At 56.6% G+C, this 22,661-nt stretch carries 18 protein-coding genes, 1 tRNA gene and 1 pseudogene; 11 read left to right on the forward strand and 9 right to left on the reverse strand.

Annotation, left to right across the window (positions count from 1 at the left end; genetic code table 11):
* Nucleotides 1-19 precede the first annotated feature (19 nt).
* Genes rfbD through rfbB form a run of 4 tightly spaced genes read right to left on the reverse strand, consistent with a single transcriptional unit; the run spans nt 20 to nt 3,382 of the window.
* Entirely contained in the window at nt 20-889 is an 870-nt protein-coding gene (gene rfbD, locus HX801_RS08770) for a dTDP-4-dehydrorhamnose reductase (RefSeq protein ID WP_087692718.1), read from the reverse strand.
* Complete coding sequence (rfbC, locus tag HX801_RS08775) at nt 886-1,431, reverse strand: dTDP-4-dehydrorhamnose 3,5-epimerase (RefSeq protein ID WP_177021900.1); 546 nt, start codon at nt 1,429-1,431, stop codon at nt 886-888. Before rfbC ends, rfbD begins: the two co-directional genes overlap by 4 nt.
* Nucleotides 1,428-2,303, reverse strand: coding sequence for a glucose-1-phosphate thymidylyltransferase RfbA (gene rfbA / locus HX801_RS08780; RefSeq protein WP_087692716.1), 876 nt, complete (start codon nt 2,301-2,303; stop codon nt 1,428-1,430). The genes rfbC and rfbA overlap by 4 nt, the downstream gene beginning before the upstream one ends.
* Entirely contained in the window at nt 2,300-3,382 is a 1,083-nt protein-coding gene (rfbB, locus tag HX801_RS08785) for a dTDP-glucose 4,6-dehydratase (RefSeq protein ID WP_177021901.1), read from the reverse strand. Before rfbB ends, rfbA begins: the two co-directional genes overlap by 4 nt.
* 177 nt (nt 3,383-3,559) lie before the next feature.
* Between rfbB and HX801_RS08790 the strand changes: the two genes are divergently transcribed.
* The 4 genes from HX801_RS08790 to HX801_RS08805 all read left to right on the forward strand — a co-directional run bounded on the left by HX801_RS08790 (nt 3,560) and on the right by HX801_RS08805 (nt 9,042).
* A complete protein-coding gene (locus HX801_RS08790) occupies nt 3,560-6,469 on the forward strand; it encodes an aminotransferase (protein ID WP_177021902.1) in 2,910 nt (969 codons plus the stop codon).
* Between the two features lie 125 nt (nt 6,470-6,594).
* On the forward strand, nt 6,595-7,473 hold the full coding sequence (gene aguB, locus HX801_RS08795; protein ID WP_177021903.1) for an N-carbamoylputrescine amidase: 879 nt from the start codon (nt 6,595-6,597) through the stop codon (nt 7,471-7,473).
* 6 nt (nt 7,474-7,479) lie between these two features.
* Nucleotides 7,480-8,586 (forward strand): agmatine deiminase, encoded by a 1,107-nt coding sequence (gene aguA, locus HX801_RS08800; protein ID WP_102604451.1) that lies wholly within the window; start codon nt 7,480-7,482, stop codon nt 8,584-8,586.
* Between the two features lie 243 nt (nt 8,587-8,829).
* Entirely contained in the window at nt 8,830-9,042 is a 213-nt protein-coding gene (locus tag HX801_RS08805) for a hypothetical protein (protein WP_003213240.1), read from the forward strand.
* Between the two features lie 169 nt (nt 9,043-9,211).
* On the opposite strand, the gene HX801_RS08810 is transcribed toward HX801_RS08805, so the two are convergent.
* A complete protein-coding gene (locus HX801_RS08810; protein ID WP_177021904.1) occupies nt 9,212-11,284 on the reverse strand; it encodes a TonB-dependent siderophore receptor in 2,073 nt (690 codons plus the stop codon).
* 227 nt (nt 11,285-11,511) lie between these two features.
* Here HX801_RS08810 and HX801_RS08815 point away from each other — a divergent pair, with 227 nt between their 5' ends.
* From HX801_RS08815 to HX801_RS08835, 5 genes are all read left to right on the forward strand, one after another.
* Complete coding sequence (locus HX801_RS08815; RefSeq protein WP_102367902.1) at nt 11,512-12,219, forward strand: DsbA family protein; 708 nt, start codon at nt 11,512-11,514, stop codon at nt 12,217-12,219.
* Between the two features lie 272 nt (nt 12,220-12,491).
* Nucleotides 12,492-13,778, forward strand: a complete 1,287-nt coding sequence (locus HX801_RS08820) for an OprD family porin (protein WP_003218115.1) — start codon at nt 12,492-12,494, stop codon at nt 13,776-13,778.
* A gap of 202 nt (nt 13,779-13,980) precedes the next feature.
* Nucleotides 13,981-14,196 (forward strand): 4-oxalocrotonate tautomerase family protein, encoded by a 216-nt coding sequence (locus HX801_RS08825; RefSeq protein ID WP_003218111.1) that lies wholly within the window; start codon nt 13,981-13,983, stop codon nt 14,194-14,196.
* Nucleotides 14,193-14,843, forward strand: coding sequence for a DsbA family oxidoreductase (locus HX801_RS08830; protein WP_177021905.1), 651 nt, complete (start codon nt 14,193-14,195; stop codon nt 14,841-14,843). Before HX801_RS08825 ends, HX801_RS08830 begins: the two co-directional genes overlap by 4 nt.
* Nucleotides 14,844-14,874: 31 nt before the next feature.
* Nucleotides 14,875-15,585, forward strand: a complete 711-nt coding sequence (locus HX801_RS08835; RefSeq protein WP_003218108.1) for an SDR family NAD(P)-dependent oxidoreductase — start codon at nt 14,875-14,877, stop codon at nt 15,583-15,585.
* Nucleotides 15,586-15,751: 166 nt separating this feature from the next.
* Here HX801_RS08835 and HX801_RS08840 read toward each other — a convergent pair whose 3' ends face one another.
* A complete protein-coding gene (locus HX801_RS08840) occupies nt 15,752-16,033 on the reverse strand; it encodes a DUF3077 domain-containing protein (RefSeq protein WP_102370209.1) in 282 nt (93 codons plus the stop codon).
* Nucleotides 16,034-16,967: 934 nt separating this feature from the next.
* Between HX801_RS08840 and HX801_RS08845 the strand changes: the two genes are divergently transcribed.
* Nucleotides 16,968-18,230 (forward strand): DNA methyltransferase, encoded by a 1,263-nt coding sequence (locus HX801_RS08845; protein ID WP_177021906.1) that lies wholly within the window; start codon nt 16,968-16,970, stop codon nt 18,228-18,230.
* Nucleotides 18,227-19,999, forward strand: coding sequence for a DGQHR domain-containing protein (locus HX801_RS08850; RefSeq protein WP_177021907.1), 1,773 nt, complete (start codon nt 18,227-18,229; stop codon nt 19,997-19,999). Before HX801_RS08845 ends, HX801_RS08850 begins: the two co-directional genes overlap by 4 nt.
* A 708-nt stretch (nt 20,000-20,707) precedes the next feature.
* On the opposite strand, the pseudogene HX801_RS31985 reads toward HX801_RS08850, so the two are convergent.
* The 3 genes and pseudogenes from HX801_RS31985 to HX801_RS08860 all read right to left on the reverse strand — a co-directional run.
* Nucleotides 20,708-20,992, reverse strand: a pseudogene (locus HX801_RS31985) (integrase); the annotation flags it as partial.
* Between the two features lie 242 nt (nt 20,993-21,234).
* Nucleotides 21,235-21,310 (reverse strand) — tRNA-Thr (locus HX801_RS08855).
* A gap of 482 nt (nt 21,311-21,792) precedes the next feature.
* Nucleotides 21,793-22,029, reverse strand: coding sequence for a DUF2790 domain-containing protein (locus HX801_RS08860; protein WP_177021908.1), 237 nt, complete (start codon nt 22,027-22,029; stop codon nt 21,793-21,795).
* Nucleotides 22,030-22,661: the final 632 nt, after the last annotated feature.

The raw sequence follows: 22,661 nt of genomic DNA on the forward strand, positions 1-22,661 counted from the left end.
GGGTACAGGCGCATTATGCCTAGTGCTGCTCGGCAAGACACTCGCGCAATGCGTCATGCCACTGCGGTTGCGAGACATGCCATTGCTGTTGCAGGCGGCTGCAATCGAGGCGCGAGTTCAGCGGGCGCCTGGCCGGCGTTGGATAGGCGCTGGAGGGAATCGCTTCCAGCTCGGCGCAGGCACGACCGTTGGCCCGTAGTTGCTCGCCGATGGCCTGTGCAAAGCCGAACCACGAGGTCTCGCCCTGGGCCGTCAGGTGGTAGACACCCCAATCCCCGGCCTGGCCCGCCTGCCAGCGCTCGATCAGTGCACGGGTGCTGTTGGCGATGGTCCCGGCCCAGGTCGGCGCGCCGATCTGGTCGGCGACGATGCGCATCTGCGGTTTTTCCTGCAGCAGGCGTTGCATGGTCAGCAGGAAGTTCTTGCCGTGGGTCGAGTAGACCCAGCTGGTGCGCAGGATCAGGTGTTCACCGCCGACGGCCGCGATCGCCTGTTCGCCCGCCAGCTTGCTTGCGCCATAGACGCCCAGCGGGTTGGTTGCGTCGTCCTCGTTGTAGGGCGCGGCCTTGCTGCCGTCGAACACGTAGTCGGTGGAATAGTGAATCAGCGGAATGCCCAGTGCCTTGGCTTCCTCGGCAAAAATCCCGGGCGCGGTGGCGTTGATGGCGAAGGCCACGTCCGGCTCGCTCTCGGCTTGATCGACGGCCGTATGGGCGGCTGCGTTGATGATCAGGCCCGGGCGATGGGCGCGTACTTGGTCGCGGATCTGCTCGGGATGCGCCAGGTCCAGTTGATCGCGGCCCAGCACGATCAACTCGCCCAGGCCCCGGAGGCGCTGTTGCAACTCCCGGGAGACTTGGCCATGTTGGCCGCTGATAAGGATTTTCATGGGAACAGGTCGGCCTCTTGCAGGCTTTTCCCGGCCTGGTCCTTGGCGGACAGTTGCGGCGTCTCCGTCAGTTCCCAGTCGATGGCCAGCGTCGGGTCGTTCCAGAGGATGCAACGCTCGGCGCTCGGCTGGTAGTAATCGGTGGTCTTGTAGAGGAACTCGGCGTAGTCGCTCAGCACCACAAAGCCGTGGGCGAAACCTTCCGGTACCCACAACTGGCGATGGTTATCGGCGCTAAGCCGCACGCCCACCCATTGCCCGAAGTTGGGCGAGCTGCGGCGGATGTCGACGGCCACATCCAGCACTTCGCCGGCGATGACGCGCACCAGTTTGCCCTGGGTATGTTCGAGCTGGTAATGCAGGCCGCGCAGCACGCCTTTTTGCGAGCGCGAGTGGTTGTCCTGCACGAAATCACGCTTGAGCCCGGTGGCCTCTTCGAAGGCGCGGGCGTTGAAGCTTTCGTAGAAAAAGCCGCGCTCGTCACCGAACACTTTCGGTTCGATGATCAATACGCCCGGCAACGCCGTGTCGGTGACCTTCATTTTTGCTCCCCGGCCAGTGAATACAGGTATTGGCCGTAGCCGGTCTTGCCGAAGTACTTGGCCCGCTCCAGCAAGTGGTCACGGTCGATCCAGCCGTTCTCGTAGGCGATTTCTTCCAGGCACGCCACTTTCAAACCCTGGCGGTGCTCGATGGTCTGCACATACGTCGAGGCCTCCAGCAGGCTGTCGTGGGTGCCGGTGTCGAGCCAGGCGAAACCACGGCCGAAGCGCTCCACGTGCAGGTCGCCACGCTTGAGGTAGGCGTTGTTGACGTCGGTGATCTCCAGCTCGCCCCGTGGCGATGGCTTGACTGCCTTGGCGATCCTGATCACGTCGTTGTCGTAGAAATACAGGCCGGTCACCGCGTAGCTCGACTTTGGCTTGGCTGGTTTTTCCTCGATGGACAGCGCGCGGCCCTGGCTGTCGAAGTCGATCACGCCGAAACGCTCCGGGTCCTTGACCCAGTAACCGAATACCGTGGCGCCAGATGGGCGTTCGGCAGCAGTGCGCAGTTGTTCGCCGAAGTGCTGGCCGTGGAAGATGTTGTCGCCCAGGATCAGGCATACCGGGTCATCGCCGATAAACTCTTCGCCAATCAAAAACGCCTGGGCCAGGCCGTCCGGGGACGGCTGCTCCGCATAAGTGAACCGCACGCCAAACTGGCTGCCATCGCCCAACAGGTTGCGGTATTGCGGCAGGTCTACCGGGGTGGAGATCACCAGGATTTCCTTGATCCCGGCCAGCATCAGCACCGAGATCGGGTAGTAGATCATCGGCTTGTCATACACCGGCAACAGTTGCTTGGAAACGCCCAGGGTAATGGGGTGCAAACGCGTGCCGGAGCCACCGGCCAGTACGATTCCCTTCATCATGCGATCAGATCCTTAAAGTCGGTGTTGCCCAGTCGTTCGCCTTGATAACTACCGTCCTGGACCCTGCGGCACCATTCCAGGTTATCGAGGTACCACTGCACGGTTTTGCGCAGGCCGGTTTCAAAGGTTTCCTGCGGAACCCAGCCCAGCTCGCGTTCGATCTTGCTGGCGTCGATCGCATAGCGCTGGTCGTGGCCCGGGCGATCCTTGACGAAGGTGATCAGGTCAGTGAATTTCTCCACGCCCGCCGGGCGTTGTGGTGCCAGTTCTTCCAGCAGGCCGCAGATGCTGCGCACCACGTCGATATTCTTCTGCTCGTTATGGCCGCCGATGTTGTAGGTCTCGCCTACCACACCTTCAGTCACCACTTTGAACAGCGCGCGGGCGTGGTCTTCGACGAACAGCCAGTCGCGCACTTGCAGGCCGTCGCCGTACACCGGCAATGGTTTACCTGCGAGGGCGTTGAGGATCACCAGCGGAATCAGCTTCTCGGGAAAGTGGAACGGCCCGTAGTTGTTCGAGCAATTGGTCAACAGCACCGGCAGGCCGTAAGTGCGCTGCCAGGCGCGTACCAGGTGATCGGATGCGGCCTTGCTGGCCGAATACGGCGAGCTTGGGGCGTAGGGCGTGGTTTCGGTGAACAGGTCATCGACGCCGTGCAGGTCGCCATACACTTCATCGGTGGAGATGTGGTGGAAGCGGAAGGCACTTTTGGCCGGTTCTTCCAGCTTCTGCCAATAACCGCGTGCGGCCTCCAGCAGGCTGTAGGTACCGACGATATTGGTCTGGATAAAATCCGACGGGCCGTCGATTGAACGGTCCACATGAGACTCGGCCGCCAGGTGCATGATCGCGTGGGGCTCAAAGCGCGCCAGGACGGCGCTGATGGTGGCCTGGTCGATGATATCGGCCTGGACGAACTCGTAGCGGCTGTTGCTCGCGATGCTGGCCAGCGACTCAAGATTGCCGGCGTAGGTCAATTTGTCCAGGTTGAGCACTTCGTGCCCGGTGTGTTGAATCAGGTGCCGGATCAGAGCGGAGCCGATGAATCCGGCGCCGCCGGTGATGAGAATGCGCATGTCGGAGGCCCTTTTCCTTAGACAGACATTAAGCGAATGGAGCATAGCTTGAGTTGTTGAGCCAGGTGGTGCAAGGGGCCACAGTCAGATTGACGGCACTGCGCGGGACTGGGGGTTGCGTAACCCCCGTCAACAATGGCGATATAAGCGCCTGATAAAAAAGCCAGGGGTCTTCACATGTTGCTCGCCACGTTGATTCATCGCGCCAGCCTGCCATGCCCGCAAGTCGGGCCTGTGCCTGCGACGCAGCTACTTGAGCAGCATTACGGCCTGGGTGGGGCGTTGCAGTCCCTCGGCAGCCAGCAAGACCTCAACTACCGTATCGACAGCGAGCGTGGCCGCTTTGTGCTGAAAATCTGCCGGGGCGACTACGCCGCCGTCGAGCTGCAGGCCCAGCACGCAGCCCTCAAGCATCTGCAGGAACATTCGGATGTACGGGTGCCCAAGGTGATCTCGTCGCTTGCTGGCGAAGAACTGCTGACCGAGACCGTCGCCGGGCAAACCGTGCACCTGCGGTTGCTGGACTACATCGACGGCCAGCCGCTGACCCATCTGCCCCATCTGGGGCGCGAGGTGATCGCAGGCTTCGGCGAATTCTGCGGGCGGATGAGCCAGGCGCTGGCCGACTTCGAGCATCCGGGCCTGGAACGTACCCTGCAATGGGACCCACGCCATGCCCTTGAGCTGATCACTCATTTGCTGTCGACCCTCGAAAACCTCCCGCATCGGGCCGGGCTGGAGCGCGTGGTGGAGCAGGTCGGGCAGCGTCTGCGGCCGTTGGCCGACCGCCTGCCCTGGCAAGCCGTGCACATGGACATCACCGATGACAACGTGGTCTGGCAGCGCGATGCCCAGCGGCATTGGCAGATTGAGGGGGTGATTGATTTTGGCGACCTGGTGCGCACCTGGCGCATTGCCGACCTGTCTGTGACCTGCGCGGCGCTGCTGCATCATGCCGAGGGAGATCCGTTCGCGATCCTGCCGGCGATCCAGGCGTGCCACCGGATCACGCCGTTGCAGCGCGAAGAGTTACAGGTGCTATGGCCGCTGATCGTCGCGCGGGCCGCGGTGTTGGTGCTGAGCAGTGAACAGCAGCAACGCCTGGACCCGGATAACGCGTACCTGTTGAAGAATGCCGAGCATGAGTGGGAAATTTTCCACGTAGCCACCTCGGTGCCCTTTGAATTGATGGAGGCGGCGATCCTGAACTGCGTCGGTGCTGAATTGCCGCCGATTGTCGGTGAAGGCTTCGCGCCTTTGTTGCCGGGGCTCGTTGGGCGTGAATTCGCGTTGATCGATCTGGGCGTGCTCAGCCCGCATTTCGAGGCCGGTAACTGGGAGCAGGAGGGCATTGATCGCCGATTGCTGGAACAAGCGGCCGTGGTCCATGGCCTGGCAGCCAGTCGTTATGGTCAATACCGTCTGTCCCGCACCCAACCCGACAGTGCCGTCGAGCCCGACACCTTCGCGCTTCACGTAGAACTGCACATGCCCTTGGGCGCCACGGTGGAAGCACCGTTCGCCGGCACCTTGCGCCATGGCGCCGACGGCCTGCTGAGCCTGCATAGCGCCCAGTTGAGTGTTCGGTTGTGGGGCGTGAACGCCTTGTTGAAGCACGGCGCCGCAGTGGTAAAAGGCCAGGTAATCGGCGACGTGGTCGCGCCGCTGACAGTACAACTGTGCCGCGCCGAGCTTGAGCCACCGCTGTTCTGCACGCCTTCCCGGGCGGCGGCATGGCAAACGCTCTGCCCATCCCCGGCTACCTTGCTGGGGCTGGCCTGCGACGCCGAGCCGGAGGTGGACCCCGAAGCCCTGCTGGCGCGTCGGGACGCCAGTTTCGCCCGCTCGCAGAAGCACTATTACGTCGACCCGCCGCGCATCGAGCGCGGCTGGCGCAACCACCTGATCGACATGCAGGGCCGTTCCTACCTCGACATGCTCAACAACGTCGCCGTCCTCGGCCACGGTCATCCGCGCATGGCCGAGGTGGCAGCGCGGCAATGGTCGCTGCTCAACACCAACTCGCGCTTCCACTATGCGGCGATTGCCGAATTCTCCGAGCGTTTGCTGGCGCTGGCGCCGGACTCCATGGACCGGGTGTTCCTGGTCAACAGCGGTACCGAGGCCAACGACCTGGCGATTCGCCTGGCCTGGGCCTACAGCGGCGGGCGCGACATGCTCAGCGTGCTGGAGGCCTATCACGGCTGGTCGGTGGCGGCGGATGCGGTGTCGACCTCGATTGCCGACAACCCCCAGGCCTTGAGCAGCCGCCCGGACTGGGTGCACCCGGTGACCGCGCCGAATACCTATCGCGGCGAGTTTCGCGGGCAGGACAGCGCCCCCGACTACGTACGCAGCGTGGAACACAACCTGGCGAAAATCGCCGCGCAGAATCGCCAACTGGCGGGTTTCATTTGCGAGCCGGTGTATGGCAATGCCGGCGGGATTGCCTTGCCGCCCGGTTATTTGCAGCAGGTGTACGCGCTGGTTCGTGAGCAGGGCGGCGTGTGCATCGCCGACGAAGTGCAGGTGGGCTACGGCCGCATGGGGCATTTCTTCTGGGGCTTTGAAGAGCAGGGCGTGGTGCCGGACATCATCACCATGGCCAAGGGCATGGGCAATGGCCAGCCGTTGGGCGCGGTGATCACCCGCCGGGAAATCGCCGAGGCGCTGGAGGCCGAGGGTTACTTCTTCTCCTCATCGGGAGGCAGCCCGGTGAGTTGCCGGATCGGCATGGCGGTGCTGGATGTGATGGAGGAAGAAAAGCTGTGGGAAAACGCCCAGGAGGTGGGCGGACACTTCAAGGCGCGGTTGGAGGCGCTGGTCGAGCAGTATCCATTGGTGGGCGCAGTGCATGGTTCCGGGTTTTACCTGGGGCTGGAATTGGTCCGCGATCGACAGACCCTGGAACCGGCCACCGAAGAGACCGCGCTGCTGTGTGACCGGCTGCGGGAACTGGGGATCTTCATGCAGCCCACCGGCGACTACCTGAACATCCTCAAGATCAAGCCGCCGATGGTCACCTCACGGCGCAGTGTGGATTTCTTCGTCGACATGCTGGCGAAGGTTCTGGAGGAAGGCTTGTAACAATAAAGTCGATTGTTATCGGTAAAATTTGATCATTTTTCGATGGGCGGATATTTATTAGCTTCAAAAGCCGATTTTTATCCGCTATAAAGGCGTCCACCTGCCCGCCGCCGAGGAGATGATTCATGAGCCGTATCGTTACCGTTGCCGCGACCCAGATGGCCTGTTCCTGGGACCTTGATGCCAATCTCGAAACCGCTGAAAGGCTGGTGCGTGAGGCCGCCGCCAAGGGCGCGCAGATCATCCTGATCCAGGAACTGTTCGAGGCCCCGTACTTCTGCCAGAAGCCGAACCCGGACTACCTGCAACTGGCGACCACGGTTGAAGATAACGTCGCGATCAAGCACTTCCAGAAGGTCGCCCGGGAACTGCAGGTGGTGTTGCCCATCAGTTTCTATGAACTGGCCGGCCGCGCGCGTTTCAACAGCATTGCGATCATCGACGCTGACGGCGCCAACCTCGGGATTTATCGGAAAAGCCACATCCCGGACGGCCCGGGCTACCATGAAAAGTATTACTTCAACCCCGGCGACACCGGCTTCAAGGTGTGGAACACCCGCTATGCGAAGATCGGCGTGGGCATCTGCTGGGACCAGTGGTTCCCGGAAGCCGCCCGCAGCATGGCGCTGCAAGGCGCGGAAATCCTGTTCTACCCGACCGCCATCGGCAGCGAGCCCCACGACAAGACAATTTCTTCCCGCGACCACTGGCAGCGGGTACAGCAAGGCCATGCCGGCGCCAACCTGATGCCGCTGATCGCCAGCAACCGCATCGGTAACGAAGAGCAAGACGGCTACGACATCACCTTCTACGGCTCGTCCTTCATCGCCAATCAGTTCGGCGAGAAAGTAGAAGAACTCAACGAAACCGAAGAAGGCATCCTGGTGCACCGCTTCGATCTCGATGAACTTGAACACATTCGCAGCGCCTGGGGTTCGTTCCGCGACCGCCGTCCGAACCTGTATGGTGCGCTTAAAACCCTCGACGGTTCCCTGGAGTCCTGAATCGCCATGACCACTTTGCACAGCACCCCCCGCGCCGACGGCTTCTACATGCCTGCCGAATGGGCGCCACAAACCCAGACCTGGATGATCTGGCCCGAACGCCCGGACAACTGGCGCCTGGGCGGCAAGCCGGCGCAGGCCGCCCATGTGGCGGTGGCCAAGGCCATCGCACGTTTTGAACCGGTGACCGTGGCGGTCTCGGCCGGCCAGTACGAAAACGCCCGGGCGCGCCTGGACGTGCCGAATATTCGCCTGGTGGAAATGTCCAGCGACGACGCCTGGGTCCGCGATACCGGGCCGACCTTCGTGATCAACAACAGCGGTGAAGTGCGCGGTGTGAACTGGGACTTCAACGCCTGGGGCGGTTTTGATGGTGGCTTGTACTCGCCGTGGAACCGCGACTCCCAGGTGGGCGGCAAGATCCTCGAGATCGAGCGCAGCCCGCGTTATCGCACCGAAGGGTTTGTGCTGGAAGGCGGTTCGATCCACGTCGACGGCGAAGGCACCCTGATCACCACCGAAGAATGCCTGCTTAACCGCAATCGCAACCCGCACCTGCAGCGTGAGGAAATCGAAGCGGTGCTCAGCGCCAACCTGGCGGTTGATAAGATCATCTGGTTGCCGGATGGCCTGTTCAACGACGAAACCGATGGGCATGTGGATAACTTCTGCTGCTACGTACGCCCGGGCGAAGTGTTGCTGGCCTGGACCGACGACCCGCAAGACCCGAACTATGCGCGCTGCCATGCCGCCATGGACGTACTGCAAAGCAGCACCGACGCCCAGGGCCGCTCGTTCACAGTGCATAAAATGCCGATCCCGGGGCCGCTGTACGCCACCGAGGAAGAATGCGCAGGCGTGGACCCGGTAGACGGCACCCAGGAGCGCAATCCCACCGTGCGGTTGGCCGGTTCCTACGTCAACTTCCTGATCGTCAACGGCGGCATCATCGCGCCGAGCTTCGACGACCCGCTGGACAGCCGCGCCAAGGAGATTCTGCAGAGCCTGTTCCCGCAGCATGAAGTGGTGATGGTGCCTGGCCGCGAACTGTTACTGGGGGGCGGCAACATCCACTGCCTGACCCAGCAGCAGCCGGCCCCGCACAAAAACTGAGTGCAGTTGTAACAGCCTGGTGCCGGGTTTACCGGCATTCGAGTGCGCCATGTTTTGCGCGCTCACGGAAAGCCCGCGGCCCGTCAGGTTCGCGGGCTTTTTTGTGTGCAAGTGCCGACAAACCGGGCACATTGGCATAGCTCTTGTATCGCTGTTGCGACACACAGCACGGTGTATGACTAAGCGGTTCTGTCATAAACCTTGAGTAAGTTAGCCGCTCATGCCGTCGGAGAGAGCGCTGAAATGAATGCCGATATCAACCTGATGTACACGCGCACGTTCCACCCTTTGCGGGTGAACGGTGACGCGATCCACGCGCTGGCGCTCTGGTTGAAGGCAAACGGTTCGCGGCAGATCAGGACGCCCGACCCGCGCCGGGTGATGAGCGAACGGTACCCGGCGGGGCTGTTCAGCGAGGACGAGGTGCAGGCGTTGTGTGAATTGATGCAAGGCTGACGGTTGTTTTCAATGTTGCACTGGACCTTGTGGTGAGGGAGCTTGCTCCCGCTGGGCTGCGCAGCAGCCCCAAAACAGATCATCGAGTTCTATCTGAAAAAACACAGTCGCCTATTTTGGGGGCGCTTCGCACCCCAGCGGGAGCAAGCTCCCTCGCCACGCAAGCCTGTTAGAAACTGTAGGTTCCGGTCACCACCAGACTGCGCGGGTCGCCGAACTGAATCTGCGCCGCACTCGTCGCTGACGCGTAGTATGTCTTGTCGCTGATATTGTTCAGCGCCGCCCGCACATCCCATTCCTTCTGCCGGAACCCGGCCAGTGCGTCCCAACGCCCATAGCCCGGCAACAATACCGTGTTGGCGTTATCCGCATAGCGCTCACCCACCAGCGTCAGCCCGGTTTCCGCGTACCAGCCCATCTCCGGTTTCCAGGTGACGAACAGGCTCGCGTTGCGCTTGGCCACGTCGCTGATGCGCTTGCCTTCAAAGCCATTGTTGTCTTTCACCACCGTGGCGTCCTGCAGGCCGACGCCACCGCGCACGTACCAGTTGCCGATGATCTTGCCGGTAGCGGTCAACTCCACGCCACGGGAACGCTGCTCGCCGCTGAGCAGGGTGATGGTCGGGTCCAGCGGGTCGCGGGTGCGGCGGTTGTAGAGCTCCAGTTCATACACCGCCAGGGTGGTGCTCAGGCGGTCGTCGAGCCAGTCGCTCTTGACCCCGATTTCCTTCTGTTTGGTCAGCTCCGGGCTCAGGTCGTTGGCGTTGCCCGTGGCATTGGGCGTGATGCCGATCAGGCCGCCGCCGGTCGGCGAGAACGTCTTGCTCCACGAGGCATAGAACGAATGATGTTCCAGCGGCGTCCAGACCAGGCCCACGCGCGGGCTGGTGCTGTGGCTCACGACCTGTTCCGAGGCGTTGGTCAGCTTGTTGGTGGACTCCACATCAAAGCGGTCATAGCGCAAACCGGCGAGCAGTTGCCATTGATCGTTCAGGCGCAGTTGGTCCTGCACATACACGCCCTGGCTTTGCGCTTCGGTGTGACTGCTGCTGAATGCCGGCAGGCGACCGTGGTGGCGCAGGTCCGGGTTGGGGTTGTACACATCCACGCTCGGCACAGCGGCGAGCGGCGCTCGATAGAGTTTCGGGTCACGGCGCTGGTTGCCCAACTCCACTCCGGTGAGCAAGCGATGCTCCAGGCCGAAGGTGGTGAAGCCGCCTTCCAGTTCGACGTTGTTGAGGATGTTGCGGGTGGTCAAGTCCTGCTGCCAGCGCTGGCGCCCGACCTTGCCGGTTTTTGGGTCGTAGCTGACGGCGTAAGTGTTATCGAAGTCGCTGTCTAGGGTGAACACGCCCAACGTATGGCGCAGTTGCCAACTGTCGTTCAGCTCATAGGCAAGCCGCGAACGCAGGGATTGTGACGTGTCGTCGATGTAATCGCGCTTGTCACCATAAGTGGTGCCGCGGCTGACATCTGCCGGCCGCCCATTGACCCCGGGAATGCCCCGGTCCGGCGTGCGGTTGTAGCGGCTGTATTCGTACTGCACCAGCCAGTTCAGGTCGGGGCTCAGTTGCCAGCTCATGGACGGCGCAAACAGTTGGCGATTGCCGCTGACGCCGTCGCGGAAACTGTTGTTGTCCTGGTTGCCCATGTTCAGGCGCAGGCTGATGGTGTCGGTGGGGTCGGTGCTGAGGTCGGCGTACAGGCTGCGCAAATCATTGCTGCCGCCCTGGGCCTCGATGCTGGAGGCGCGACCGGCCTGGGGCAGCTTGCTCACACGGTTGACGATGCCGCCCTGGCCGCCGCGGCCGTACAACACGGCTGCCGGGCCTTTGAGCACCTCGATGCGTTCGATGTTGTGCAGGTCGCGCACGTATTGGCTGTCGTCGCGAACGCCGTCCAGGTAGAAATCGTTGCTGGCGTCGAAGCCGCGGATGCGCAGGCTGTCGAACCGTGTGTCGGCGCCGCTGCTGACGTTGGGTATACCGCTCAAGGCCTGGCCCAGGTCATTGGTGCCGTAGGAATGCAGGTTGTCGGTTTTTACCGAGTCGATGGCCTGGGGCACATAACGCACGGGTGTGGCGGTGCGGGTGGCGGTGCTGGTTTCCTTGACGCGCGGGTCGTCCTCGTCAGCTTCGGCGCTCACGGAGGTTTCCGGCAGGACAGTGGCAGCGCAGGTAAATCCGGCAGACAGCAGGACAGAGAGCCCAAGGGTCATGGGCGTCAGGCGAAGGGCAGGCATCGGGGTGTGTATCCAAAAAGGTTGGCAGGATAAAAGCGCGTTAATGGTAATGCTTACTATTTGCGTAGGTTATCTATTCCTGGGCGGACCTTTCTGAAAAATGTTACGGCGTATGTTTTTCAAGGGTATTCGACCGATTCTCGAAACAGTCTGAAAGCCGATCCGGGGTTTTTCCCAATTGTGCGTAAGACTAATCTGCCTGGCATCAATATCCATTGGAGCCCGTCATGTCGGCAGCCACACTTCACTACATTTACGACCCGCTGTGCGGTTGGTGTTACGGCGCCGAGCCGCTGCTGAGCGCCGCCCGGAGCGTGTTATCGATCCAGTTGCACGGCGGCGGCATGATGACCGGCGCGAATCGCCAATCCGTATCGCCGCAGTTGCGTGACTACGTAATGCCCCACGACCGGCGCATCGCCGAGTACACCGGGCAACCGTTTGGCGAGGCGTATTTCGAAGGTTTGTTGCGGGACCACGGTGCGGTCTTCGATTCAGCACCGCCGACCAGCGCCGTGCTGGCCGCAGAAAAAATCGCCGGTCGAGGCCTGGAACTGCTGGCGCGTCTGCAAACGGCGCACTACGTCGAAGGTCGCCGAATTGCCGATAAGGACGTGCTGCTGACCCTGGCCGAATCCATCGGTTTGGATCCCCAAGCCTTCACCGCCGCTTTCAGTGAAATCCTTGGCGCAGCAACTCAAGCGCACATCAATGACAGCCGCCAATGGCTGGCAAAAGTCGGCGGCCAGGGCTTCCCCACACTGGCCCTGGAGCAGAATGGGCAACTGCAATTGCTCGATATCAGCCCCTGGTTGGGCAAGCCAGAAGCCTTCGTTGAGTGGCTGAGACAAAGAGTCGCAATTTCGATTCAACCCACCCAATCGAGTGCACCAATGTGTGGCCTGCAGGGGTGTGCAGATCCAGGAAGCGCTTGATAGAGCCTTGCGCAATGATGGCTATTTAATGTTTCTTAGACTTTTTTAGCCTAAATACAGAAGATTCACGAAATTGACACACAGTAAAGGGCGCGGATAGGATTCGCCCCAACGCCTGTGGCTAACCGCCATGACTTCCCCAATAAAAAAAGGCCCGCGGCATTTCACGTCGTCCGCGGGCCTTTTTTTATCTGGGAAAGTCGACACCAGAAAAGCAACACGGAGCCTGGTGTCACAGCGCGTACTCAACCAGTAATAAGGAATATAAGAAAATGTTGAAGCAACGGATGGGGCTGATCGCTCTGGGGATTTTGAGCGCTACGCAAGCAATGGCTGACGACCAATCCCAATCGAAGGGTTTTGTTGAAGACAGCCACCTGAACATCGCGGCACGCAACGCTTACATCAGCCGCGACTACAAAAACGGCAAGCAAGACAAAGCCGAATGGGGCCAGGGCTTCATCGGCAAGTTCGAATCCGGTTTCACCCAAGGCACCGTTGGTGTGGGTGTGGACGTGATCGGCCAATACGCCATTCGCCTGGATGGTGGTAAAGGTCGCAGCGGCGCTGGCGGTATCGACTTCTTCAAGCAAGGCGACAGCGGCGAAGCGGCCAACGACCTGGCCAAGGGCGGCGCTGCCGTCAAGGCACGCATCTCCAACACCGTGATCAAGTACGGTGATCAGATGCCAGCCGTGCCGGTCCTGGAATACGACAACTCCCGCCTGTTGTCCGAAACCTATACCGGTACCTCGATCGTCTCCAAGGAAATCGCCGGCCTGCAACTGGACGCTGGTCACTTCACCAAGGAAGCTCGCAAGAGCGCCGAGGGTTCCGACAGTGGCGCGCTGAAAAGCATCGACTACATCGGCGGTAGCTACAAATTCACCGAAAGCCTGTCGGCAGCGCTCTACGCTTCCAACATGCAGGACGTGCTGAAGAAGCAATACGTCAACGTCAACTACGTGCTGGCCCTGCCAGAGAAGCAATCGTTGACCTTCGACTTCAACGGCTACAAGACCAAGCTCGACCGTAGCTTCGCCCTGGAAAACCAAGGTGACGCCGACGCTCGCGACAACAAAATCTGGAGCCTGGGCGCCACGTGGGCCGTTGGCCCGCACAGCTTCACCGTGGCTCACCAGCGCAGCACCGGTGACACCGGTTACCTGTACGGCGGCTACCGCAACGCAGGCGGGATCGGCGACGGTGGCAACACCATCCTGCTGGCCAACTCCTACTGGTCTGACTTCAACGGCAAGGACGAGCGCTCCTGGCAAGCAGGCTACGGCCTGGACTTCAGCGCCTTCGGCGTGCCTGGCCTGACCTACAACATCGCCTACGTGCGCGGCACCAACATTGACGACGGTTCCAACCGCGGCAGTGGCACCGAGCGTGAAATCTTCAACCAGTTCAAATACGTAGTACAGAGCGGCCCGGCCAAAGACCTGAGCCTGCGTGCCCGTGCGTCGTGGTTGCGCGTTTCCAACAACGCCAGCAACTACAACGTGGGTGGTAACGAGATCCGCCTGTTCGCCGACTACCCAATCAACGTTTTCTAATTGATTCGGCGTCGCGCCTGATTCAAGGCGATAAAAAACCCCGACTGGTTCGGGGTTTTTTTATGGCTATGATCAGGGCTAATTGATTACATAGCGTCACTAATGAAGTACTCCGCCCCACCTTTATCCACCTCAAGCAACCTCTTAAATTGGCCTCACTGCCTGCCCACCATGTCGATGGGCAAGTCACTGGAGCCTTGTCATGCCATTTGTCAGCGTACGTATCACCCGCGACGGCGTTACCTCGGAGCAGAAAGCCCAGGTCATTGCCGAGATCACCGAAACCCTCGAACGCGTCCTCAACAAACGCCCCGACCTGACCCACATCGTCATCGAAGAAGTCGACACCGATAACTGGGGCTACGCCGGCATCACCACCACCCAGTACCGCAAACAGCTCGCGGAAAATCCGTCATGAGCACGCCTGTCACCATCGACTTCATCTCCGACGTGGTGTGCCCGTGGTGCGCCCTCGGCGCCACCGCCCTGGAGCAAGCCATCGACAACCTGGCGGGCGAAGTGAAGGTTGAACTGACCTTCAAACCCTTCGAACTCAACCCCGACATGCCGGCCGAAGGCGAAAACGCCGTCGCCCACATGATGCGCAAATACGGGCGCAGCGCCGAGGAAGTTGCCAGCGGCAAAAGGATGCTGATGGAGCGCGGCGCGGCCATCGGCTTCACCTTCGACCTGGAAAAGCGCAGCCACTTCTACAACACCTTCGACGCCCATCGGTTGCTGTTTTGGGCTTTGCAGCAAGGGCGCCAGCTCGAGCTGAAAAAGGCGCTGTTGCGCGGGTATTTCAGCGATGGCCAGAACGTCAGTGATCACGAAACCCTGGCGGGTCTGGCCGCCGAAACCGGGCTGGATATTGAAGGCGCACGACGGGTGGTGGGCTCTACCGCCTACGCCAATGAAGTGCGCGCGCTGGAAGCGTTCTACCGCGAGCACGGCATCAACTCCGTACCGGCCATGGTCCTCAATGGCCGCCAGCTGGTCTCCGGGTCGCAATCAGTCAGTTACTACGAACAGATGCTGCGGGAAATGTCCGCCGCGGCTGCTTGAACCATCCCATTTTCCCTATAGAGGTTTCATCATGAGCAATTCGAAAAAAGTCGTTGTGATCACCGGCGCATCCCAAGGCCTGGGCGCTGCTGCAGTGAAGGCTTACCGCGAGCTGGATTACCGCGTGGTTGCCACCTCCCGTTCGATCAAACCGTCGACGGATCCGGACATCCTCACCGTGGCCGGCGACATCGCCGACCCGGCCACCGCCGAGCGCGTCATCCGCGAAGGCGTAGCGCGTTTTGGCCGCATCGACAGCCTGATCAACAACGCCGGGATCTTCGTTGCCAAACCGTTCACCAGCTACACCCACGAAGACTACGTAAACGTGTTGGCGGTGAACCTGAACGGGTTCTTCTACATCACCCAACTGGCGATTACCGAGATGCTGAAACAGGGCGCCGGGCACATCGTCAACATCACCACCAGTTTGGTGGACCACGCGATTGATGGCGTGCCGTCGGTGCTGGCCTCGCTGACCAAAGGCGGGCTGAACTCGGCGACCAAATCGCTGGCGATTGAATACGCCAAGCGCGGCATTCGCGTGAACGCGGTGAGCCCAGGGATTATCAAAACGCCGATGCATGGGGAAGAGACGCATGCGGCGTTGGGCAGCCTGCATCCGGTGGGGCACATGGGTGAAGCGCGGGATATTGCGCAGGCGATTGTGTACCTGGAATCGGCTGGGTTTGTGACCGGGGAAATTCTACATGTGGACGGTGGGCAGAGTGCTGGGCACTAAGCGACGCGGCTGAATAAAAAACGCCCCGGACCGTGATGGTTCGGGGCGTTTTTTGTGTGGCGGCTTCTAGCCAGACACTCTAAAACAAACAACCAAGAACAAATGTGGGAGCCGGGCTTGCCCGCGATGGCGATGGCCCAGCCAACACACTCACAACCTGACACACCTACAGATTATTGCCCGGCGACTCCAACACCTTCACCACATCATCAATCACCGCCTTGCTCATCTCCTGCAAATAGTGCGAAGCCCAGGCGTATCGGTCCGTATCCCGAATCATCGCCGCGTCCTCTGCCAACAGCTTGGCCACATGCAGTAAATCAGAAACGTGAGACAGCGCTTCGCTCAGGGAAACCCCGCTGTTAACGCGGAACAGAGGCTGGTCGGAATGAAAGGAAAAAGGGGTAACGCCGAGGGTAGTGAAGCCAGACGGATTTGGAGCGCTCATCGGTAAAACTCCCATATCAAGTGAGAGCTACCACGTTCGTTCTCAGGCGAATGGGTGGCAGCTGTGCGCAGGCTGAGAACCGGAGATACAGGAACCCGGCAGACCCGAAGGTCTCCCACGCACAGCCGCCATTGCACGAAACTACGGGCATAAAAAAACGCCTGCAAATCGTGATTGGTGGCGCTGTTGCGCCTGCATCATGTCGGGTTCTCAGGCCCGGTCGCTGAATTGGCAGCGACGTGGGGAGGGTAGCGTGGTGGTGGGGTGGGTGCAACTGAGGAAATAGTTGTTTCGTTTTGCCGCTGCCGTGCTTGGTTCTGGCGGCCTGAAGATGAGTCTGTCGCGTCTTCTCAGAACGCTGAGCTTGAAGGGCAGGTTTGCCATTCCTGCAGCCAGTTCAGGATGCAAAATCATGCGGCTCGTGCAGTTATGCCGTTTTATGGGTAAGCCATAATTATTGGCTATCCATAATTCTGCATAAAACGCTGAAGGCGGGACTTCGCTACGGGAATTGGTCTTTCTGGAGGCTGACCGGCTTGTTCAGTTGGGGCGCCAGGCGTAGACAGAATATGAACACCCCAGAAACAACAAAGCCCCCGCATTTCTGCGAGGGCTTGGTTTTGTATGGTGCGGCATCAGGAGTCGAACAGTAAATTAATCTTCTATAAATCAGCAAGTTAAGAAGTTGCTAATATACTGATATCTATTGGGTTATCCTAATGCTTCGGCTTGGCCTTAAATGGTTGTGCTTAGACTTTCTTTGAGGCGCACAGTTGTTAACTGTGCGGGTGAATAAGTTTGGTTGATTATCGTACTGGAAATATTTGTTGTTAGTGGGAGCTCTTTTGGCAGCTAAGTTAAAGGTGGTGGAAAAGCGCAAAAAAAAAGCTTATAATGGAGAAATTTCCTATTTGGCGGTAGCGCCAGAGCACAAATGATGTCCGAAGTTTTTTTAGATGACGCTAGAAACTTAAAGAAGAGAGTGAAGAAAGGGGCGGTCGACGTTACTATCACATCTCCTCCTTATTTTGATATGAAGGATTATGGTCATTCTGGTCAGATTGGCTTTGGACAGTCCTATGAAGATTACTTGCAAGATCTGAAAAAAATATTCAAAGACGTATATCATGCGACCAAAGATACTGGCTCGCTTTGGGTCGTTATCGACTCTTTTAAGCGAGATGGGGCAGTCGTTACGCTTCCTTTTGATTTTGCGCGAGAAATAAGCGCTGTAGGCTGGAAGCTTCAAGATATAATTATTTGGAAGAAAGACAAGACAGTTCCTTGGAGCAATAAAGGTACCACTAGGAAAATATTTGAATACGTGCTGTTTTTTTCAAAGGGGCCGGATTTCAAGTATTACTCTGAGCGAGCCAGAGAAATTAATGATCTGAAGGAGTGGTGGGTACGTTATCCTGAACGGTACAGCCCCCACGGCAAGAGTTTAGAGGAAATTTGGGAGTTTAGTATTCCTACTCAAGGTTCTTGGGGGGAAGGGTATATCAAGCATTTTTGCCCGCTTCCTGAAGACCTCGTAAGACGCATTATTACGCTTACGACGGATGAAGGGGACACTGTTTTCGATCCTTTTTCCGGATCCGGCACTGTTCCGGCACAAGCCGCATTCATGGCCCGAAAATTTTTAGGATTTGAGTTGAATGCGAGCTATCTTGATATGTTCAGCAAGTATCTAAAGGACAATCTTGATAAGCGTTTGGCTAAATACTCAACTTCAAAATCTTCCATTGAGGCTGATATATTTAAAGAGACGATTCTTGAGCTGAGAATTTTGAAGTTTGCCAGGGTTCTTGCAAAGAAGCTTAAGTCTGTCGGGATTGAAATTGAAAAAATATGGGTTCAGCGGCTCGAACGGCCCGTACGTGGAAAGTATGAAATAGTTGCGGCAAAGTATGTGTTTTTGACATCGAACGAAGTCCCGTTGGAGACACTTTTAAGTTCGATCCAAGAGATTATTAGTTGCCCTCCTCTTTCGAAATTTGGAGTTTGTCCTGATTTTGAGCAGTTGACAAGTTTGAAAGAATTCGTCGATTTGTTGCCCGTGTCTGATTTGTATATATATAGCGCAGGTAATACACATCAATATAAAAGCTCGCAGGTTAAGGGGCGTAAAGACGAATTTATTTTCAGCACCATAGCATTGAATATAAACGAAGAAATTTATAGGAACGCTCGATGACCGTTGCCAAGCTAAGGAAGCCAAAGATAGCTAAAAAGCCGCGTAAGAAGCTCACCGCGGCTGAGAAGCTAGCAGCCCGAATTGCAGCTAAAAAGAAAAGGGATGAGGCTAAGTTTCGTGCTTCTGCTAAAGAAATATTTATCAAGTCCGGCTTCCAGTTTGTACGTTCGGAAAATCGAGAGTTTGTTATAGAAACATCAAATGGATCTCGGACGACTGAGCTCGATGGGGTGTTCGTTTATGAAAATATATTGGTGGTAATGGAAGATACCTGTACTGCGACGCCCGGACCACATATTGCTAAAAAGCAAATAGCTTTTGAACTGGCAATGAAAAACAAATCCGAATTTGTTAATTGTTTAATTAAAAATCTTCCGGATTTTGAAACCTATTTTGCATCGCAGACTTATGAAGCCACTGAGTACGAACTGAGGGTAGTATACTTCAGCATGCATTCTGTCGACTCAGAATATGTCGAAAGTGCAGGTCGAGTCGGTATGCAGGTCGTAGAGAAGGCGCTGACTAATTATTTTCACGCTCTCGTTAAAAGTGTATCCGTTTCTGCCAAGTATGAAATACTGAAGTTTCTTGGTGTCGAATATAAAGATTTAGGTAAGGCAAAGTTGTCAGGTGGAAATCATCGGGCTCTCAGCACTTTTCAAGGCTTTTTACTTCCAGAGGCAAATAGCAGCTATCCTGAGGGGTATAAAGTAGTCTCATTTTATGCTGATCCTGCTTCTTTGTTGAAAAAAAGCTTTGTTTTGAGGAAGAATGGTTGGTTAGAACCCAATCTGTCATATCAGCGTATATTGGATATGCCAAAAATAAGATCGATGAGGCAGTATCTCTCAGAGAGTAAAAGGGTTTATTTGGGTAATGTCATAGCAACATTGCCATCAACAACTAAGATACATGATATTGGGACCTCTGACCAATTACCACCAAGCGGGCAGTTGAACGTAAAGCCGGTGACTATTTCGGTCCCGGATGAGTATAACGTAGTAGGGCTGATTGACGGTCAGCATAGAGTCTATTCTTATCACGAGGGGGCGGATATCTATGAGCCGCAAATCGGACGACTTCGAGATAAGCAGAACTTGCTAGTCACAGGAATTATCTATCCGCTTACAGCCTCCGAGGAAGAAAGGACTTTATTCGAGGCCCGATTGTTTCTTGAGATCAATGGACGTCAAACAAAGGTTAAGTCTGCCCTTACTCAAGAAATAGAGCTAATAGTCAATCCGTTTTCCGGTACGGCGGTTGCTAAGGCTATTCTTATTAACCTTGCTCGCAAAGGCGCACTGAAGGATAAGCTTGAAGAGCACGTATTTGATGATGCAAAAAAGCTAAAAATATCCTCAATAGTTAGCTATGGTCTGAAGCCTATAGTTAAGTGGGAGGGCTCTGATTCTCTATTTACCGCGTGGCCGGCGCAAGAGAAAAAAGCAAGTATATTATCTAAGGAAAGCAGAACTTCCCTTGATGCTTATATAGCTTATTGTGTCGATGAGATAAATAGCCTTCTCAACGCTGTTAAGGCGTCTTTTCCTGAAGGTTGGCAAATTTCGCATGAGAGCAAGCTGCTTACTCCAACAGCAATTAATGGATTCATAAAATGCCTGCGTCTAATTTTGGAGAATGATGGCGAGCGTGGTTTTGAATACTATAGGTCTAGGCTGAGTGGTGTTCGTGATTTTGATTTTTCTCCATATAAGTCGAGCCACTGGAATCAGTTGGGTGAAGAGCTATATAGCGCTTTTTTTAAATGATATGTAGCTGTTTTTAGTGTTGGGCCGGCGTGCTAATTAATAACTTTTGTGCGCCGCCCTCATTCCCAGTGAGAGGGAAGTAATAGGTCGAAGTTTCTAGCGACAATTACGAGTTGATCCATTATATCGCCATGCCTTCTAATCTGGGCGTCACTCCAGGTGTTTCGATGCTCTAGCAAATTTTTTAGCTCGGCCAGGCTATACATTTTTAGGTTATGAAAATTTCGCCAAGAGGCTATACCAAAAAGGTTATATATAATCTGGGTGCCGTCCCTCTCGCTAGCGAGGCGCTTTTTACCTATCAGTAAGCTCTCTGCTTCCTTAGCATCGTCATGATCGTCATAAGTATTTAATAGAATCATATTAATGGTTTCTTCTAGTGAATAGTGTTTAGGGTATATTCAAGGTTGTTGGTAGTCAAATAATTTTGATTTTATCTTGGATGTATTTTCCAGTCTTTCGCCAATCTTTTTATTATCAGTCTAACGGTTAGTAAGTAGTAGTATTTTGTAGTTTTCTCTTTAAATGCTATATGACTTTGTAAGAACCAACCCAGATGTTTGTTCCTCCAGCACCAAGGGTTTTCTACTCCCCAGCGGGCGAAAATTGCGGCTTGAATGGTCTTGGCCTGACGGAGGTGACGCCGACGTGTGGCATACGCTCCACTGAGTACCCCAGCGAGAAATAGCTCCATATCGAATGGAGCCTTCACATTCGACCTCCTATGTATGCTGATAGAACGTCTATACGGTCGTGTCCGAGCTCATAGCTGATTTGCGCTCGAGCCTCTTGATCGAGGCGTCGGTCGAGTTGGTAGCAATGGCCATCGTTGATAGGCGCGGGGTGTTGTGTGAGTTGCTCATATCGTTCGCATGCAAAGGCCGCCCGTAATTCATGAAAGCCTTTGAGGTTGTTCTTATGTAGGAGGTCTCGTGCAGCGCGGACGATTTCCCGTTGGAAATCGACGTAGCTTTCATTTGGCGCAAGCAGGTTGAGCGCAAAGGGGACAGATTTATTTATCGCTCTGCACGGTTCTGCCTAAACCCCAAATTTCGCATACAAAGAGCGATGCGAGCGTGGTTACAGGAGTCGGGGCTTTCGAAAGGTTTGCAGAGGGGCGTGGTAGCAGGTAGATGGTCAGCAGGAAAGTAGTGAGGCAGCCAGATCAGGGGCTGCGGTAGGGACACCCCAGAAACAACAAAGCCCCCGCATTTCTGCGAGGGCTTCGTTTTGTATGGTGCCGGCACCAGGAGTCGAACCCGGGACCTACTGATTACAAGTCAGTTGCTCTACCAACTGAGCTATACCGGCGTGTTAGGGCGACGATTATAGCGATTGGCAAGCATCTGTAAACCCCTGAATTCTGACTATTTTTGCAACCGACCGGGTTTTCTCTGCGCGGCCTCGTTTCAGCCACCCCAGCTCCGCCAATCCCATGCGCTGGATCACTGGAAAGGCCTGCGTGCAGAAAGCGGCAAGTGCCAATCCTGTCCTGGAACAACAACCTCCAGCCCGACGGCCGCCTCACCATCACGTTTTTCCGCGATGCGCAGCAAACCCAGCCGATTCAAACCGAGAACGGCTGGTGTGGCGGCGGACCCGACTGGCGATTGCCAGGAGGATTATGAGTTCACCGAGCACCGTATTCGCGGTTAATCCCATTTAGCTTCAGATGAGGTTTTGTGGCGAGGGAGCTTGCTCCCGCTGGGCTGCGCAGCAGGCCCAAAACAGTGGGAGCGCTGCGCACTCCAGCGGGAGCAAGCTCCCTTGCCACAGGTTTTGTCGTTCAGCTTTTAGCTGCCTTCGTTACACGAATCGGCAAATTTCTTGTACTCAAACACCCGCTTCTGCCCATGGGAATCCAGGTAGGTCATCCGCGCATTCACCACGCCACACGCCGCGCCACCATCGTCCACGGTCGACAGTACTTGCTGTACATCCAGCTTGGGGCTGGCCTGGACATGGGCCGAAAAGGCGGCAACGTTGAGCAAGGCAAACAGGCTGCTGGCGATGAGGGTGTTGCGGTTCATGGTGGTGTCCTCTGAGGTTCAATAGGGTGTGTGTTGCGTTGGAGCCTATTGAGCGCCCGGGAGGTATCCGGCCTGTGTCATGCACCCGGCGTTTTGCCTCGGCATGTGTTGAGAAGGGGATTGCATACAACTTGATACAGAAACATATCCATTAGAGGCATTAGTGCCTCATGGTCTTTCTCTTAGATGTTTTCGACATAACGGTCATCGTTTTTCCCTTGAATAAGGTGAGTCTTACCGTATTCTGTTTCGAAATATTAAGCGTCATATAAATAGCGGAATCGTTTAACCCGGTTTACGGAACGTTGGCGGTTAATTAGTAAGTTGTAATTTGATTCGTCAGCTAAGCAATTTTTCCTGACCAGGCGGCCAGAAAAATGGTTAGAAGCCTCCGCAAGCTTCTGATCTGAAAGAAATTGATAAAAATTCGCCAAATAAGTCAAAAATACGGCGCTTAGCCGCTCGTCGGAAAGAATTCATCCAAAAGCATCAAAATACTGACACCATCAATCTGATATCACAGAATGCCGCCAGCCAACACATAACTAGAAAAACCAAGGTCAGCTCAACAGGCTGACCTTTTTAACGCCTTTAAAGCGTAATAACCGGGGAGGGCCGTGGGTGAGTCGCGC

Source organism: Pseudomonas sp. G1002, from assembly GCF_013385455.1.
Lineage (GTDB): Bacteria > Pseudomonadota > Gammaproteobacteria > Pseudomonadales > Pseudomonadaceae > Aquipseudomonas.

Excerpts from the sequence above, each read along its gene's own strand:
- rfbD (WP_087692718.1), bottom strand. The coding sequence starts at position 889 with ATGAAAATCCTTATCAGCGGCCAACATGGCCAAGTCTCCCGGGAGTTG.
- rfbC (WP_177021900.1), bottom strand. The coding sequence starts at position 1,431 with ATGAAGGTCACCGACACGGCGTTGCCGGGCGTATTGATCATCGAACCG.
- rfbA (WP_087692716.1), bottom strand. The coding sequence starts at position 2,303 with ATGATGAAGGGAATCGTACTGGCCGGTGGCTCCGGCACGCGTTTGCAC.
- rfbB (WP_177021901.1), bottom strand. The coding sequence starts at position 3,382 with ATGCGCATTCTCATCACCGGCGGCGCCGGATTCATCGGCTCCGCTCTG.
- HX801_RS08790 (WP_177021902.1), top strand. The coding sequence starts at position 3,560 with ATGTTGCTCGCCACGTTGATTCATCGCGCCAGCCTGCCATGCCCGCAA.
- aguB (WP_177021903.1), top strand. The coding sequence starts at position 6,595 with ATGAGCCGTATCGTTACCGTTGCCGCGACCCAGATGGCCTGTTCCTGG.
- aguA (WP_102604451.1), top strand. The coding sequence starts at position 7,480 with ATGACCACTTTGCACAGCACCCCCCGCGCCGACGGCTTCTACATGCCT.
- HX801_RS08805 (WP_003213240.1), top strand. The coding sequence starts at position 8,830 with ATGAATGCCGATATCAACCTGATGTACACGCGCACGTTCCACCCTTTG.
- HX801_RS08810 (WP_177021904.1), bottom strand. The coding sequence starts at position 11,284 with ATGCCTGCCCTTCGCCTGACGCCCATGACCCTTGGGCTCTCTGTCCTG.
- HX801_RS08815 (WP_102367902.1), top strand. The coding sequence starts at position 11,512 with ATGTCGGCAGCCACACTTCACTACATTTACGACCCGCTGTGCGGTTGG.
- HX801_RS08820 (WP_003218115.1), top strand. The coding sequence starts at position 12,492 with ATGTTGAAGCAACGGATGGGGCTGATCGCTCTGGGGATTTTGAGCGCT.
- HX801_RS08825 (WP_003218111.1), top strand. The coding sequence starts at position 13,981 with ATGCCATTTGTCAGCGTACGTATCACCCGCGACGGCGTTACCTCGGAG.
- HX801_RS08830 (WP_177021905.1), top strand. The coding sequence starts at position 14,193 with ATGAGCACGCCTGTCACCATCGACTTCATCTCCGACGTGGTGTGCCCG.
- HX801_RS08835 (WP_003218108.1), top strand. The coding sequence starts at position 14,875 with ATGAGCAATTCGAAAAAAGTCGTTGTGATCACCGGCGCATCCCAAGGC.
- HX801_RS08840 (WP_102370209.1), bottom strand. The coding sequence starts at position 16,033 with ATGAGCGCTCCAAATCCGTCTGGCTTCACTACCCTCGGCGTTACCCCT.
- HX801_RS08845 (WP_177021906.1), top strand. The coding sequence starts at position 16,968 with ATGATGTCCGAAGTTTTTTTAGATGACGCTAGAAACTTAAAGAAGAGA.
- HX801_RS08850 (WP_177021907.1), top strand. The coding sequence starts at position 18,227 with ATGACCGTTGCCAAGCTAAGGAAGCCAAAGATAGCTAAAAAGCCGCGT.
- HX801_RS08860 (WP_177021908.1), bottom strand. The coding sequence starts at position 22,029 with ATGAACCGCAACACCCTCATCGCCAGCAGCCTGTTTGCCTTGCTCAAC.